Genomic DNA, 15,337 nt, shown 5'->3' with positions numbered 1-15,337 from the left:
TTCATTATTATTAAATTAATAATACAAGTTGATATTTAAGAAAGGAGATGCGCCATGAGTGCCGCTACTGCCGAACATGTGCAATCCACGATGAAAGCGCTGCAATTCGTCGATCGCGACAAACCAAAGGTCGTCGAGCTGCCGATACCCGATATTGGTGACGACGAGGTGCTGGTGGCGGCGCGATCGGTCGGGGTTTGTCATTCTGATATTGAGCTGCTGGAAGGCCGCTATATCATCCCCTTCGCCTACCCACAGATTCCCGGCCACGAATGGTCTGGGGAGATCGCGCGGGTTGGCCGCAATGTGACCCGGTTCGTCCCGGGCGATCGTGTCGTGGGCGAATGCGTGATCGGCGACGATCATTTCGGGTTCTCCATCAGTGGCGCCGCAGCCGAATATTTCGTTGCTCGTCCGGAATGGTTGCATCGCTTGCCCGATGGGCTGTCCTTCACGATGGGCGGTTTGGTCGAGCCTTTTAGCGTGGCGTACTACGCGCTCGTTCGGGCCGGCGGCGTTGATGCAAGCAATACGATCGTGGTCCTCGGTGCTGGCCCGGTCGGGTTGGCGGTAACGGCAGCCGCCGCTGCCATGGGTGCTCGTACTATCGTCGTCGAACCGACGCCCAAACGCCGCGAAGCGGCCATGGCATTACATGCCCATCAGGCGGTGCACCCGGATGAAATCGATGATGTGATTGATAATATGGGCGACGGGCAAGGCGCCGACGTGGTGGTTGAGGCTAGCGGCAATCCGAACGTCATGGCTCGCGCATTGGAGCTGGTGGCTTTCAAGGGACGTGTAGCCTACATCGGGATCGATGTGGGTCGCGAGGCGCCCGCCAAGCTGGGCTTGATTCAATCCAAGGAGCTAAGCATCACGGGATCGATCGGCTCTCCCAATATTTGGCCGGAAACCTTGCGTTTTCTCGCCAACACCAAACTCGACCTCACGCCGCTCGTCACCCAGCGCTATGGTCTCGATGACGCCGTCGAAGCGCTCTATGCGGCCTACAAGCACCCAGAAGACAGCATCAAGGCACATATCGAGATGCCGAGTTAAGTTTTGGCCGCCGGTCACACGTATGCGCACGACTCACCCGGTAAGTTGGTTATCTGGATATCAAAAAGTTCGGCCGGTTCTGGCGGTCCGCTCGTCGAATAACTGGTGGCCGTAGCCGGGGCCACGGGTAAACCGGCTTTTGGGCCCGGTCATCAGCTTATGGACTGAACTTCATTGCGGGTTTCATGCGTGGCGCCTGTCGGTGTCGTGGCAAGCGACGTGTTGTCGGCAACCACGCCGAGGAATCCGTCGAGAATGCGGTTGTCGTTGACGCGTTGCCAGACAATGCCCATTTCGACGAAGGCCGGGTTGTCTTGAATCTGTCGGTAGCTGACCCCGCTGCTTTGTAGCCGCCGTAGCGAGGCGGGCACCAGTGCAACGCCGACGCCGCTCGCCACGAGCCCACCAATCGTTTGAATCAGGGTCGCTTCTTGTACCACATTGGGCATGAACTGTGCCTCGTGACAAGTTGACAGGATGAGCTCCCGTAGCCCAGAGCCTCGATGTCCGGTCACTAAAATGAAGGGCTCGTCGGCCAACGATTTGAGTTCGATCCGCCGCCGGGCAGCGGCTGGATGATCCTCGGGCAGAGCTACGACGAGCGGCTCGCGTGAGATGGGTCGTGAGGCCAGCTCCGGCTCACCGAAGGGAGGTAGCTTGCCACCCGGTAGATAGAAAAATGCGGCATCAACGCGCCCGGTTCCCAGGCTGCGTACGAGTTCCACGGGGTTCATCTCGTGCAGTGAAATCGTAACGCCCGGGTAGCGTTGACGAAAGTTCTTGAGCAATGGCGGCAGCGAGCTGCTGGCCGCCGATGGCACGAAGCCAAGCGATAGACGGCCTATCTCTCCCTGGCCGATGCGTCTTGCTGTCTGAATGCTCTGATCGAGATGAATGAACAGTTGTTGGCTCTCAACGAAGAATGCATCGCCGGCCTCGGTTAAACGAACCGTACGCGTCGAGCGCTCGAACAGCCGCACTCCCATCTCTTCTTCAAGATTCTTGATTGCGGTGCTCAACGGCGGCTGGGTGATGTGTAAACGCTTGGCCGCATTGGAGAAGCTGGCTTCTTCGGCAACTGTAATGAAATAGCGTAGCTGCTTGAGATCCATGGTCTTCGGCTCAGGCTCGGGTGGAACGGATCCTATCCTGTGCTCATTCGAAATAAAAATAAATAAGACTAAAAAATAGAATTAGACATATATCTGTCGACGCGCGACGCTCAGCCCATACCAAAAACCGTCCGCACGCGCCGGCAAGGCGTGGTCGAAAGGAGATATCGTTTGAACACCGTCTGGGAGGATGATCAGTCTTTTGTTCACGAAGCCGTGGCGAACCGTGTAGTTTTCGGAATGGCGGCTGCCAGGGCCGACCTCCTCGCCGAGCTAACACGTCTTACCGCTAGCCGAGTCATAGTGATCGGCGTGAACAAGCTCTTGCCGACCGCCGAGAGCTTCACCGTGTCGTGGCGTGATCGTCTCGTCGGATCGTTCGGCCCGGACGCGGACCGACAATGGGACGACAACATCGCCGATGGTCTGGTGCGTATCCAGGCGCTAAAACCCGATTGTATCGTTGCGCTGGGTGGCGGCACGGTCATTAGTATCGCCCGCATCATTGGCGCCAAAGCCGAAGTTCCGGTCATTTGTCTGCCGACGACTTATTCCGGGTCGGAATTGCATCGACTGAGCCAGGCGCCGTCGTTGCCGGATGCGATTATCTATGACCCGCAACTGACAGTCACGCTTCCCGAGGAGAGCACGGTCGCGACCGCGATGTATGCGCTCGCCCGTGGCATACAAGCCTGCGTCTCGAGGTTGGCCTCGCCGGTATCGCTGCTGGTCGCGCTCGAAGGGATTCGCGCGCTGGCCGACGGGCTGCCCGATACCGTACTCGACCCGGAAGGTTTGTCGGGGCGCAGCCGTACGCTTTACGGCAGCTATATGACGGGTTCGGCGCACACCTTCGCCGGCTCGGGTCTACAGGACCGTGTCTGCGCCGTTTTGGCGACAGAGTTCAGCGTGCCGTATATCCAGAGCCAGAGCGTTCTGGTGCCGCACATCGCCTTTCTGAACAGCCGGATCATGCCGCAGATCATGGCGCAGATCGCTGATGCGCTCGGCGTCGATGATGCCGCTGTGGGTTTATTTAAGCTGGCGCGCGAGGTCGGCGCGCCGGGCTCGCTGGCCGATATCGGTTTGCTTCGCGCGGATGTTGATGCCGCCGCCGCCGCATGCTGGCGAAGCCTGGCCGAAGAGACGCGTGAGGGAATCAGCGAATCGGAGTTGCACCAGCTTATCGAAGGCGCTTGGCAAGGAAGGTTGCCGGATACGCCGTACAACGTCTCGATTCAGGTGTCGTTCTAGAAACAGCTAAGGAGCTCGCAATGTTCTACGTAATCCACTGCATCGACAAGAACGGCATGGTCGACCGCCGTTTGGAACTCTACGACCAGCACAAGTCCTATTTGGCCTCGGCCGATATCAAAACAGCGGTCTCCGGGCCGCTCGTCGAGGAAGATGGTGAAACGATGATCGGCAGCATGTTCATCGTCGAAGCCGACTCACGTAGCGCAGTCGAAGCCTTCAATCGGGATGATCCGTTCAACAAGGCGGGCCTCTGGGCGACGGTCAACATCCACGCGTTCAACAAACGCGTCGACAACCGCTGAGCCCGCCATGATGCAGACGGCATTCACCTACACCGCGCTGCCGGCGCGGGTCATCTTCGAACGCGGCGCCATCGCGCAGGTGGCAGCGGAAGTCAAGCGGTTGGGTTGCAATCATGCGCTCGTGCTTTGTACGCCGGAGCAACGAGATCTCGCGGAGCGCGTTGCCGGATTGCTTGGCCCACGCTGCGTGGGCATCTTCGATCAAGCGGCGATGCACGTCCCAATGGACACCGTTCGCACGGTCCGCGAACAGGCCGAAGCCCAGACCGCGGACTGTGCCGTGGCCGTTGGTGGCGGATCGACCATCGGGTTGGGCAAGGCGATCGCGTTGGAGTCCAGCCTACCGATTGTAGCGGTCCCGTCGACCTATGCCGGCTCGGAAATGACGCCTATCTATGGCATCACCGACCACGGTGAGAAGACGACCGGCCGCGATCCGAGGGTCTTGCCACGCACGGTCCTATACGACGTGGATCTGACGCTCACGCTGCCGGTTGAATTGTCGATGACTAGCGGGCTCAATGCCATCGCGCATGCCGCCGAGGGGTTGTATGCCCCGGATGCCAACCCGGTGATGGGCATGATGGCTGAAGAGGGCATCCGGGCGCTGGCCGAAGGCCTGCCGGCTGTGCATTCCGACACTCACGATATCGCGGCCCGGCTGCGCTGCCAGTACGGCGCCTGGTTATGTGCGACCGTGCTCGGGCATGTCGGCATGGGGCTGCATCACAAGCTGTGCCACACCCTCGGCGGCAGCTTCGAACTACCGCACGCGCCGACACATTCGATCGTGCTGCCCCATGCGCTGGCCTATAACCGCGCGGCCGCGCCTCAGGCCATGCAGGTCATCGCTCGGGCGCTGGGTTCGAGTGACGCGCCGCAGGGCATCTATGACCTGGCAGTTTCGCTCGATGTGCATATGGCGCTGCGCGACCTGGATATGCCGGAACAGGGTATTACGCGCGCGGCCGAACTGGCCTCGAAAGCGCAATATCCGAACCCGAGACCGTTGGAGGCCGGTGCATTGGCAACCCTGCTGCACAACGCCTGGGCCGGAAAACCTCCGGCGGAACCCGGTAATCCCGCGGCCTGAACGCTGATTCATTGGAGTACGCCCATGCAAGAATTCACCGAACAGAATTTGGCCGACGCGGTCGTCGACCGGATGAGCTCGCAGACTGATCCGCGCCTGCGCCAGGTTATGACTTCTCTGATCAATCACTTGCACGCTTTCGTTCGCGAAGTTGAATTAAACGAGGCGGAATGGATGCAAGCGATCGAGTTTCTGACCGCGACCGGGCAACTGTGTGACGACAGTCGTCAAGAGTTCATCCTGCTGTCGGATACGCTGGGCGTCTCGATGCTCGTGGACGCGATCAACCATCGCCGCCCGCGCGGGGCCACGGAAAATACCGTACTTGGACCGTTTCACGTCGACGGCGCCCCGGTATGCGAGCTAGGCACCGATATCAGCCGCGGCATCGAAGGCGGACAGCCGGCCTTTGTTTCGGGACGCGTGCTCGATGAGCATGGCGCGCCGGTTGTGGGCGCACTCCTCGATGTCTGGCAGGTCCGGCCCGATCGGCTGTACGACGTGCAGGATCCCGAATCGCCGGAAATGCAGCTTCGCGCCAAGTTTCGCACCGATGCCGATGGCCGTTATTACTTCCATACGATCGTGCCGGTCAGTTACCCGATACCCGACGATGGCCCGGTCGGTCGCATGCTGACCGCGCTTGGTCGTGAGCCGTGGCGGCCGGCTCATATGCATTTCATCGTATCGGCCGACGGGTACGCGCCGGTGACGACGCATTTGTTCGTGCGCGGCGATCCCTATCTGGAATCGGATGCCGTGTTCGGCGTGAAGAAATCGCTGATTGTGGATTTCGAAAAATCGACCGCGGCGGCTGCCCCGGATGGCGCACCGATGGATGGCGCGTTCTATATCGCCGAGTACGACTTCGGTTTGGCGCGGTCCTGATAAGGCCACGGGGTTGGGTGCCCGAGTATGAAACGGATGTCGACAGCAAACGAAAGGAGGAGCAGCCCATGAGGCTCGAAGACAAACGCATCGTCATCACCGGTGCCGCGCAGGGGATCGGTCTGGCATCGGCTAAGCGGTTCGCCGAAGAAGGCGCAATCGTCGGCATCGCCGATCTCAACGAGTCCGCGGCACGCGAAGCGGCCGAGGCCATAACGGCCAGCGGTGGGCGGGCCATGCCTTTGGTCATGAACGTGACCGAACGGGCCGAGGTCCGTGCCGGGCTCGACACGTTCGTAGAGGCGTATGGCGGGCTCGACGCAATGTTCAACAACGCCGGCATGAATGTGCCGATGCCGTTTCTGGATATTACCGAGGAAAACTTTGAATCGGTTATGAGAGTCAATGGGCTCGGCGTTTTGATTGGTACTCAGGAAGCGGCGAAGCGGATGATTGCCCAAGGCAAGGGCGGAAAGATTGTTAATACGGCCTCGATCGCAGGACGTCAAGGATACCCGGATTTCGCCCCATACTGCGCAAGCAAATCCGCGGTTATTGCTTTGATTCAAGCCGGGGCGCGTGAGTTAGCCAAAGAAGGCATTACCGTTAATGGCTTTTCACCAGGAGTCGTGACGACGCCTCTTTGGGACAAGCTCGATAAGGATTTGATGGCTATGGGTGCCAGTGAAAAAGAAGGCGACGCAATCAACGCGTTTTCGGAAAACATCCTGCTCGGTCGCCCGGCCGTGGCCGAGGACATCACCGGTACCACACTGTTTCTGGCCTCTTCCGACTCGGATTACATAACCGGACAGGTCGTTGCCATCGACGGCGGCATGGTGCTGGTCTGAGCGGCGCTTTCTTTCCATCAGGTACGAAACATGAGCGACAACACGACGATCGGCTGGCTCGGTCTGGGCAAAATGGGAACACCGATCTGTAAGCGGATTCTGGCCACGGGCCAGCGGCTTGCAGTCTACGATATCGATCAACAGGCTTATCCGGCTTTCGAGACGGATGGCGCCACGCCTTATGCCGATGCCGGCGCGATGGCCGGTGACGTGGATGTATTGATGTCGATGCTGCCCGATGATCGGGCACTGGACGCGGTGGCGGTGGCCCAGGAAGGGCCGCTGCACCAATTGGCCGAGGGTGGGATCTTTGTGGATCTCAGCACGGTATCGCCGGAAGCTTCGGCGCGGGTCAAGACCGTGTGTGCCGAGCGCGGTCTGCATTATCTGCGCGCGCCGGTGTCCGGCAGTACGGCGTTGGCCAAAGACGGCAAGCTTACGGTTCTGGTGTCGGGGCCGCGATCCGCCTACGACCGAGTGCTGCCGGTCTTCGAGGCGTTTTCGGCGAATCAGCATTATGTCGGCGATGACGAGCAGGCGCGTTATCTCAAGCTCGTGATCAACCATCTGGTCGGTTCGACCGCGGTGATCCTCGGCGAGGCGCTCACGCTTGGCCGGGCCGGCGGCATCGATTGGGACATCATGCTCGATGTGCTCGGCGTGAGCGTCGCGGCATCGCCGCTGGTCAAGTACAAGCTCGAGCCGTTGCGCAACCGCGATTTCACCCCGGCATTTTCGGTATCCCAGATGGTCAAGGACATGGGACTGGTCGAGGCGGCCGCCGATTCGCTGAACGCGAGCATGCCGGCTGCGTCGCTGATGGCGGAGCGGTTTCGATCCTATGCCGAGGTCGCGCCGGATCAGGATTTCTTCGGCATCCTGCTCGATATCGAACGCAAGGCCTCGCTCGGACCGTTACCGGAACGCGACTCGACGAAGAGCTAAACAATCATCGTTCGGGCGTGAATCAAAACAGAAACAGCAGTCCGAGGAGGAGAACATGAGCAAACGAATGCAAGACAAGGTGGCGATCGTCACCGGCGGTGCCCGTGGTATCGGCGGTGCGACCGTCGAGCGCTTCGTCGAGGAAGGCGCGCGGGTCGCGATCTTCGATGTACTGGCCGACGAGGGGAAAGCGTTGGCCCGCAAGCTGTCGGATGCCGGTCATGAGGTGGATTTTCACGAAGTCGATATCACCCGTGAAGACAGTGTCGCCGAGGCGGTCTCGGCAGTTGCCGACAAACATGGTCGGATCGATGCGCTCGTCAACAATGCAGCGATCGTGGGGGTGAACAAGCTGGCCCACGAAGTCGACGTCAAGGAATGGGACCAAGTCTTCGCGGTCAACGTGCGGGGGTCGTTCCTCTGCACGAAGCACGTGACTCCGCACATGATAAATAACGGTCGTGGCTCGATCGTAAATTTCTCGTCGATCTACGGCTTGATCGGCAATATCGATATTCCCGCGTATCACGCCACCAAGGGCGCGATTATTTCGATGACCAAAACGGATGCCGTGTGCTATGCGGAGCACGGCATCCGCGTCAATGCGGTGCATCCCGGCTCGGTCAAGACTGCCGTTTTTCTGGCCGCGGCCGATTCGCATCCGAGCGGTCGTGAAGCCTATATCGCCGAAATGGGCAGCAAGCATCCACTGGGGCTGGGCGAACCGGTCGACTTGGCCAACTGTGTCCTATTTCTCGCCTCGGACGAGGCACGATTCGTGACCGGCGCGAGCCTGGTCGCCGACGGCGGCTATACCGCGCAATAACAAGGAGGAGCCAAATCATGAAAGCAGTCCGATTTCACGGCGCCAAGGATATCCGTTTCGAAGACGTGGCCGCCCCCGAAGGCGCGCTTGCGGCCGATGAAGTTCTGATTCGCCCGCTTTTCACCGGCATCTGCGGCACCGATCTGCACGAATATATGGCCGGGCCGATCGTCACGCCCAAGACACCGCATGTATATACCGGTGCGCAGAATCCGCAGATTTTGGGGCACGAGACTTCCGGGGTGGTCGAGGCCGTCGGCGAGAGTATTAGCCACGTTAAAGTCGGCGACCGGATTTCGGTGCAGCCTTTGATCGCGCCACGGGACGATTATTATGCCCAGCGCGGGCTTTATCATCTGTCCGAGCAACTCGGCGTGTTCGGCCTGAGTTGGCGGTGGGGCGGCATGGCCGAGCGTGCGGTTATTAAAGACTATTGCGCCCAGCCCATCCCCGACAACATGTCGGATGAACAGGCGGCCATGGTCGAGCCGGCGGCCGTAGCCCTCTACGGCGTCGACCGCGGCCGTGTCACCGCCGGTTCCACGGTGTTGATTTCCGGCTCGGGGCCAATCGGTGCGCTGACGGTGCTGGCTGCCAAGGCCGCGGGCGCAGCCACCATTTTCGTGGCCGAGCCGAATCCGAACCGGCGTGCATTGATCGAAAAAATTGCGCCCTATGCCGTAGTGGCCGACCCCGTTAACGAAGATCTGATCGAGATCATCCGCGAACGGACCGAGGCGGGGGTTGGCGTTGATGTCGCGCTCGAATGCGTGGGATCGGAAATATCGCTTGGCAACTGTGCGCGTGCGGTACGCCGCCAGGGCGTGGTCGTCCAGGTGGGCCTGCACATGAAGCCGGCTGCAGTGGACGCCATGCTTTGGGCTCAAAAAGACATCACGGTGGAAGCGACCTGGTGTTATCCGGTGCAGATTTGGCCGCGTATCGCGCGCATGGTCGCGGCCGGTACTTACCCGGTCGAGAAGGTCATCACGAACCGCATCAGCGCGGAACACATCGTGGATCAGGGATTTGAAGCCCTCATGGATCCGAAGGCCAGCCAACTCAAGATTCTAGTCGAAGTCTAGATCGAACCGACGCGCGCCCCGTGCCCATGCATATCGTGGCCGCGGGTCCACATCACGTCAGAGAGAACGTATGTCGCCTCGGATGGACCAGCCAGCGGCATCACCGGACAACTGCTCATGGTCGACGGCGGCTATTCGGCAAGCCAGGTGCTTGCCTGAGCGCGCGCCGGCGCGTCCGCCATCTCAATTCGTATTGCGAATTTTTCACAGGAGCGCAACCGCATGGCCGAATTCCTGTCCTTGCCGGATGCCGTGGGCCGCTTTGTCGCCGACGGCGCCACCGTGGCCCTGGAAGGCTTCACTCACCTGATTCCGTTCGCCGCCGGCCATGAGATCATTCGTCAGAAAAAACGCGATCTGATCCTGATTCGCATGACGCCCGATCTGATCTACGATCAGATGATAGGGGCCGGATGTGCGAAGAAGCTGATCTTTTCCTGGGGCGGTAACCCCGGGGTGGGCTCGTTACATCGACTGCGTGACGCGGTCGAGAAAGGCTGGCCGCATCCGGTCGAACTCCTCGAGCACAGCCATGCCGCTATGGCCAACGCCTTCGAGGCCGGCGCGGCCGGTCTGCCGCTGGCGATCCTGCGCGGCTACATCGGCTCGGATCTGCCCAAGGTCAACGACCAGATCAAGTTCATTGAATGCCCGTTTACCGGCGAGCGGCTCGCGGCGGTGCCGTCGATCACGCCGGATGTCTCGGTCGTGCATGCGCAGAAAGCCGACCGCCACGGTAATGTACTGGTCGAAGGCATCATCGGCGTGCAGAAGGAAGCCGTACTAGCCGCGAAGCATTCAATCGTGACGGTCGAGGAGATTGTCGATGAGCTGGACGCCGGCCCCAATGCCTGTGTAATACCGGCGTGGGTGATTACCGCTGTTTGCGAGGCTCGCGGCGGCGCTAAACCGTCTTACACGCACGGCTACTATCCGAGATCCAACAAGTTCTACAAGGATTGGGATCCGATCGCGCGCGATCGCGAAGCCTTCAACGCCTGGCTGGACGAAAACGTATTCAACCCGACCCCCGACAACAGAGGCTTGGCATGAGCGCGCGCTATACCGCTGCGGAAATGATGACGGTCACCGCTTCGCGCGCCTTGACCAATGGCCAGAGCTGCTTCGTGGGTATTGGTCTACCCAGTGAAGCCGCCAATCTGGCGCGGCTGACCCACGCCCCCGAGGTGGTGCTGATCTACGAATCCGGCACGCTCGAGACTAAACCCGACGTGTTGCCGCTGTCGATCGGCGACGGCGAGCTGTGCGAGACCGCGCTAATCACGGTTTCCGTGCCGGAGATGTTTCGCTATTGGGTCCAGGGCGGCCGGATCGACGTCGGTTTTCTCGGCGCAGCCCAGATCGACAAGTTCGCCAATCTCAACACAACCCTGATCGGCGACTATCGTGCGCCCAAGGTGCGACTTCCGGGTGGCGGCGGCGCGCCCGAGATGGCGACATGCACGGGCGAGATCTTCATCACCCTCAAGCATTCCAAGCGAACCTTTGTGGACACCGTGGATTTCGTGACCACCGTTGGCTTTGGGCGCGACGGTAAAGCCCGCGAAAACGTGCCCAACATCGGCGCCGGCCCGACCCGCGTGATTACCGATCTGTGTGTGATGCAGCCTGATGCCGACACAAACGAGTTGACGGTGGCCTCGCTGCACCCCGGTGTATCCCGCGAGGAGGTAATCGAAGCGACCGGCTGGCAGATCGCCTTCGCCGACGAGCTGGCGACCACGGCCGAACCCGGCGACGAGGAATTGACCGTGCTGCGCCAGCTCAAGGAGCGCACCGCACAACACCACGACGCCTCTTGAAATCCTTTTATCCGAAGATAGATGCAGATGAACACAGGTTTAAACAAGGAAAAATGATTCGGGCGCCGTTCGTTGAGGCCTAGATTTACCTGGCTTCGATCTCTGGTTCTGCGTCGATCTGTGTCCGTCTATGGGTCATTTTTTTATAAAACGCCGCGATCAGGCGAGGAGTTTTCCATGGCCGACAATGCCTATCTCTACCATCCGCGGCGTACCGCGGTGGGGCGTTTTGGCGGCACGCTGGCCGCCGTTCGCCCCGACGACATGCTTGCGCATGTCTTCAAGGCCGTGCTGGCCGAAGCGCCGAACCTCGATTCGGCCGCGATCGACGATGTGATCGTCGGCTGTGCCAATCAGGCTGGCGAAGACAATCGTAACGTCGCCCGTATGTCGAGTCTGCTCGCCGGCCTGCCGTATGGCGTACCCGGCTCGACCATCAACCGCCTGTGTGGCTCGAGCATGGATGCCGTGGGCACCGCCGCTCGTGCGATCCGGGCCGGCGAGACGCAGCTCATGCTGGCCGGTGGGGTGGAATCCATGTCGCGCGCACCCTACGTCGTCTCCAAAGCCCCGACTGCCTTCTCGCGTAGCCAGACGATGGAGGACACGACCATCGGCTGGCGCTTCATCAATCCGATCCTCAAGCAGCAGTACGGCGTGGATTCCATGCCCCAGACCGGAGAGAACGTCGCCGAACAGTACGATGTTTCTCGCGAGGACCAGGACGCTTTTGCCTATCGCTCGCAGCAGAAGGCCGAAGCCGCCCGCGTGGCCGGTCGCCTGGCCGAACAGATCACGCCGATCGAAATCCCGCGTCGCAAGGCTGAACCGCTGATCTTCGACGCCGACGAACATCCGCGCCCGAAGGCTTCGCTGGACGAGATGGCGAAGTTGCCTACGCCCTTTCGCGAAAACGGCACGGTTACAGCCGGCAACGCCTCGGGTGTCAACGACGGCGCTGGCGCGCTGCTAGTGGCCGGCGAACAGGCGATCAAGGATTTTGATCTCAAACCCATGGCCCGAATTCGTGGCATGGCCACCGCCGGCGTGGAACCGCGAATCATGGGTATGGGCCCGCTGTACGCGACGAACAAGCTGCTGGATCGGCTAAAGCTGTCGATCGACGACATAGGCGTCATCGAACTCAACGAAGCCTTCGCCAGCCAGTCCCTGGCTGTCACCCGCGGCTGGGGGTTGGCCGACGACGACGACCGCGTGAACCCCAACGGCGGCGCCATTGCGCTTGGCCATCCGCTGGGCATGTCGGGTGTACGCATCATCCAGTTCGCTATGCACGAGATGGTGCGCCGCGACGCACGCTTCGGGTTGGCGACCATGTGCATCGGCGTGGGGCAGGGCATCGCGACCGTATTGGAGCGAGTTTGATTCGCAAATTTTTAATTTTCTATAACTATAAATAGTGGAGGAAGAAAGCGATGGAGTTGAAAGAATTGAAAATCGCCGTTTTGGGCACGGGCGCTAACGGAGCCGCGCTCGGCGCGGATATGATTCGTGCCGGCCTAGACGTAACATTTATCGATCAATGGCCACAGAATGTTGAAGCGATGCGCGCTAACGGGCTGGTGGTTAAATTCCCCGATGGAACCGTCGAAACCACGAAAATTGATGCGCTGCATCTCTGTCAAATAGCCGAACTGAAAGTGCCCTTCGATATTGTATTCATATCTGTTAAATCATATGACACGCGCTGGTCGGTCGAGTTGATCAAGCCTACGCTGCATGACAAGTCGGTCGTCGTTGGGCTGCAAAACGGTATGACAATGGACGATGTCGCCGATATCGTCGGCCCGACACGTACGGTTGGGGCAGTATTGGGCATAGCGGCAAACATGTTCGAACCTGGGATCGTTAATCGTCAGGTCTATCGTTCGGGCACCTGGATTACGGTCGGCAACTATTCGTGCGCCGGCATATCGCGTCTAGATGAGGTGAAAGGGGCGCTCTCATATGCGGCTAATACAGTCATTTCTGAAGATATTTGGTCCTCTAAGTGGATGAAATTGATCGCCAACATTCCGGAGATGTTGCCCTCGGCGATTTTGAACGTGCCGCTTTTGAGCGCGGTGCAGGTTGACGGCGTTCGTGCCGTGATGGATGAAGCTTCACGAGAGGCGTACAACTTGGCTTGTAAGTTGGGCGTGACGATGCTTCCGATCTTTGGCAAGACTGCCGAAGAAGTTCCAACCTCAAGCCAATATGCACTTGACCTTCTTGATGCTGTATTAGAATCTTATTCGCTGCCTGATACTAGGGTGGCGGTATTACAAGATTGGGATAAAGGGCGACGAGCAGAACTCGATGCTTTCAACGGTTATGTCGTCGAGCAATGCTGGCGGCGCAATGACCGGGCGCCCGTTAACGAAGCTATTCTCAGACTCGCTGAGCGAATAGAGGCCGGGGAGTTATCACCTAGTCTAAATAACGCAGAGCTCTTGGTCGCAGCCGGGAGGGCGTAGCCTCTCGATAGAGCGCTCATCCGTGCTGCGCGACTATAAGGCTGATATGGTTACACGATCTCCGATCAAGCTCGTGTCCAGGTTGCGCCAGGGATCGAACATGCCACGGCAGGCCATCATCGTCATCGGCGCATCGGCCGGCGGCGTTACCGCATTGCGCAAACTGGTGGCCGGCTTGCCCGCGGACATCCCAGCGCCGATTTGCGTGGTGCAACATATCGGTCGGCACAAGAGCACGCTGCCCAATTTGCTGGAACAAGCCGGCCCGTTGCCGGCGACGCATGCCGAAAACGGCGAGCCGTTGCGAAACGGCCATATTTATGCCGCCCAGCCCGACCACCATTTGCTGGTGGCAAAAAACGGCCGTTTGCGGCTGTCGCGCGGGCCGCGCGAAAACTTCGCGCGCCCGGCGATCGACCCGCTGTTTCGATCGGCGGCCGAACATTACGGTCGCGCCGCCATCGGCGTTATTCTTACCGGCAGATTGAACGACGGCACCGCCGGGCTGTTTGAAATCAAGCGGTGCGGCGGCATCGCGGTGGTGCAGTCGCCGAGCGACGCAGAGCATGCCGACATGCCGCAAAGCGCGCTGGCGCACGTCGATGTCGATTACCGCGGCGCTCGCGGAGATCCCGGCGCTGTTGGCGCGCCTCGCCGCCGAGGCGATCGAACTTCCTGTGACTACGCAACCGACGGAGGAGACGATCGAGATGAACGGCGATTACGTTTTACATCGTCCCATCGCACTAACCTGCCCCGACTGCGGCGGCGCGGTCGAGCGCAACCAGCTCGGTACCTTGAGCCAGTACTGCTGCCACATCGGCCATGTCTTCACCGGCGCCAGCATGGTGGCGGCGCAGTTCGAGCAAATGGAAAAGGGCGTCGAGGCAGCGCTCCGGCTGATGAACGAAAGAGTCGAAGTCTGCCGGCAAATGGCGGAGCGGCCGGACGTGCCGAATGAAGCCAGCAAAGCCGCGTGGCTCGCGGCGATGGAGGAAGCGGAGCAACGCGCGGATGCGATGAGCGAGTTGGTAAGCGCGGGGTGGTTGTCGCCGGAGGAGTGATTGAAAACCCTCGGCGGTTATACATCCACCCAGTCTTCCAGCGCCCCGTTTGCCAGCTGATTGAAGCTTTTTCCGGCTGCTTCGGCTCGCATGGCTGCCTTTGCATGTAGCTCGGGCGGCATACGCAGCACTACCTTCCCCGAATAAGGCTTTTGCGGCTCGACGCCCAGCTCCCTGGACGCGTCAATGTGTCCGTTTGCGCCTGTGAAAGCGGATGCTTTAAAGAAGACTTACGCAAAGAACCCCGGAGGCTAATCCGCTGCTCGATTATGCGCCAAGCCAGCTAGCGTCAACGATCGCCGTCGAAGGCCGAGTGGAAGTGGCGGCTCGCAACAGCCCCGGTAGGGACTAATACCAACCTGCAAAAACAGAATCTCGTTATATAATCAGGACGTTAGCTTTAACTCGTCCCTAGAGGCTTGCCGATGACTCGGCCCATTCCATTGCGAAACGATTACCGTGCCGAAGACCTGCGCGAATTGGCGCGCAAGACCCACGACGCGTGCCAGGCGCGGCGCCTGCTGGCAATCGCGGGCGTATACGCGGGTCTGA

The 15,337-nt window shown here is 60.0% G+C and carries 16 protein-coding genes and 1 pseudogene; 15 read left to right on the top strand and 2 right to left on the bottom strand.

What is annotated here, in order from left to right; all coding sequences use genetic code 11:
• The first annotated feature begins 54 nt into the window (after positions 1–54).
• Entirely contained in the window at positions 55–1,062 is a 1,008-nt protein-coding gene (locus VFJ08_RS15560) for a zinc-dependent alcohol dehydrogenase (RefSeq protein WP_324998145.1), read from the top strand.
• Between the two features lie 152 nt (positions 1,063–1,214).
• On the opposite strand, the gene VFJ08_RS15555 is transcribed toward VFJ08_RS15560, so the two are convergent.
• Complete coding sequence (locus tag VFJ08_RS15555) at positions 1,215–2,174, bottom strand: LysR family transcriptional regulator (protein WP_324998144.1); 960 nt, start codon at positions 2,172–2,174, stop codon at positions 1,215–1,217.
• Between the two features lie 171 nt (positions 2,175–2,345).
• Between VFJ08_RS15555 and VFJ08_RS15550 the strand changes: the two genes are divergently transcribed.
• From VFJ08_RS15550 to VFJ08_RS15485, 14 genes and pseudogenes are all read left to right on the top strand, one after another.
• Entirely contained in the window at positions 2,346–3,428 is a 1,083-nt protein-coding gene (locus VFJ08_RS15550; protein ID WP_324998143.1) for an iron-containing alcohol dehydrogenase, read from the top strand.
• Between the two features lie 20 nt (positions 3,429–3,448).
• Positions 3,449–3,733 carry a YciI family protein gene (locus tag VFJ08_RS15545; RefSeq protein ID WP_324998142.1) on the top strand — a complete coding sequence of 95 codons (285 nt, stop codon included), beginning with the start codon at positions 3,449–3,451 and terminating at the stop codon, positions 3,731–3,733.
• Between the two features lie 10 nt (positions 3,734–3,743).
• Positions 3,744–4,826 (top strand): maleylacetate reductase, encoded by a 1,083-nt coding sequence (locus VFJ08_RS15540; RefSeq protein WP_349257033.1) that lies wholly within the window; start codon positions 3,744–3,746, stop codon positions 4,824–4,826.
• A 24-nt stretch (positions 4,827–4,850) separates the two neighbouring features.
• Complete coding sequence (locus tag VFJ08_RS15535) at positions 4,851–5,714, top strand: intradiol ring-cleavage dioxygenase (RefSeq protein WP_324998140.1); 864 nt, start codon at positions 4,851–4,853, stop codon at positions 5,712–5,714.
• Positions 5,715–5,782: 68 nt separating this feature from the next.
• A complete protein-coding gene (locus tag VFJ08_RS15530) occupies positions 5,783–6,565 on the top strand; it encodes an SDR family oxidoreductase (RefSeq protein ID WP_324998139.1) in 783 nt (260 codons plus the stop codon).
• A gap of 30 nt (positions 6,566–6,595) precedes the next feature.
• Positions 6,596–7,510, top strand: a complete 915-nt coding sequence (locus VFJ08_RS15525) for an NAD(P)-dependent oxidoreductase (protein WP_324998138.1) — start codon at positions 6,596–6,598, stop codon at positions 7,508–7,510.
• Between the two features lie 55 nt (positions 7,511–7,565).
• A complete protein-coding gene (locus tag VFJ08_RS15520; protein WP_324998137.1) occupies positions 7,566–8,336 on the top strand; it encodes an SDR family oxidoreductase in 771 nt (256 codons plus the stop codon).
• Between the two features lie 17 nt (positions 8,337–8,353).
• The gene (locus tag VFJ08_RS15515) at positions 8,354–9,421 is read left to right on the top strand and encodes a zinc-binding dehydrogenase (RefSeq protein WP_324998136.1); all 1,068 of its coding nucleotides are present in this window, start codon (positions 8,354–8,356) and stop codon (positions 9,419–9,421) included.
• 222 nt (positions 9,422–9,643) lie between these two features.
• On the top strand, positions 9,644–10,474 hold the full coding sequence (locus VFJ08_RS15510) for a CoA transferase subunit A (RefSeq protein WP_324998135.1): 831 nt from the start codon (positions 9,644–9,646) through the stop codon (positions 10,472–10,474).
• Positions 10,471–11,244 (top strand): CoA-transferase subunit beta, encoded by a 774-nt coding sequence (locus VFJ08_RS15505; protein ID WP_324998134.1) that lies wholly within the window; start codon positions 10,471–10,473, stop codon positions 11,242–11,244. Before VFJ08_RS15510 ends, VFJ08_RS15505 begins: the two co-directional genes overlap by 4 nt.
• Before the next feature lie 177 nt (positions 11,245–11,421).
• A complete protein-coding gene (gene pcaF / locus VFJ08_RS15500; RefSeq protein WP_324998133.1) occupies positions 11,422–12,630 on the top strand; it encodes a 3-oxoadipyl-CoA thiolase in 1,209 nt (402 codons plus the stop codon).
• A 50-nt stretch (positions 12,631–12,680) separates the two neighbouring features.
• The gene (locus tag VFJ08_RS15495) at positions 12,681–13,721 is read left to right on the top strand and encodes a ketopantoate reductase family protein (protein WP_324998132.1); all 1,041 of its coding nucleotides are present in this window, start codon (positions 12,681–12,683) and stop codon (positions 13,719–13,721) included.
• Between the two features lie 46 nt (positions 13,722–13,767).
• A pseudogene (locus tag VFJ08_RS15825) lies at positions 13,768–14,271 on the top strand (chemotaxis protein CheB); the annotation flags it as partial.
• Between the two features lie 52 nt (positions 14,272–14,323).
• Positions 14,324–14,785 (top strand): hypothetical protein, encoded by a 462-nt coding sequence (locus VFJ08_RS15485; protein WP_324998130.1) that lies wholly within the window; start codon positions 14,324–14,326, stop codon positions 14,783–14,785.
• Positions 14,786–14,802: 17 nt separating this feature from the next.
• Here VFJ08_RS15485 and VFJ08_RS15820 read toward each other — a convergent pair whose 3' ends face one another.
• On the bottom strand, positions 14,803–14,973 hold the full coding sequence (locus tag VFJ08_RS15820; RefSeq protein WP_349257032.1) for a toxin-antitoxin system HicB family antitoxin: 171 nt from the start codon (positions 14,971–14,973) through the stop codon (positions 14,803–14,805).
• Positions 14,974–15,337: the final 364 nt, after the last annotated feature.

It is taken from the genome of Salinisphaera sp. (assembly GCF_035690525.1).
GTDB lineage: Bacteria > Pseudomonadota > Gammaproteobacteria > Nevskiales > Salinisphaeraceae > Salinisphaera.
The sequence above is the reverse complement of the archived record's forward strand: the minus strand, read 5'-3'. Positions and strand labels throughout refer to the sequence as shown.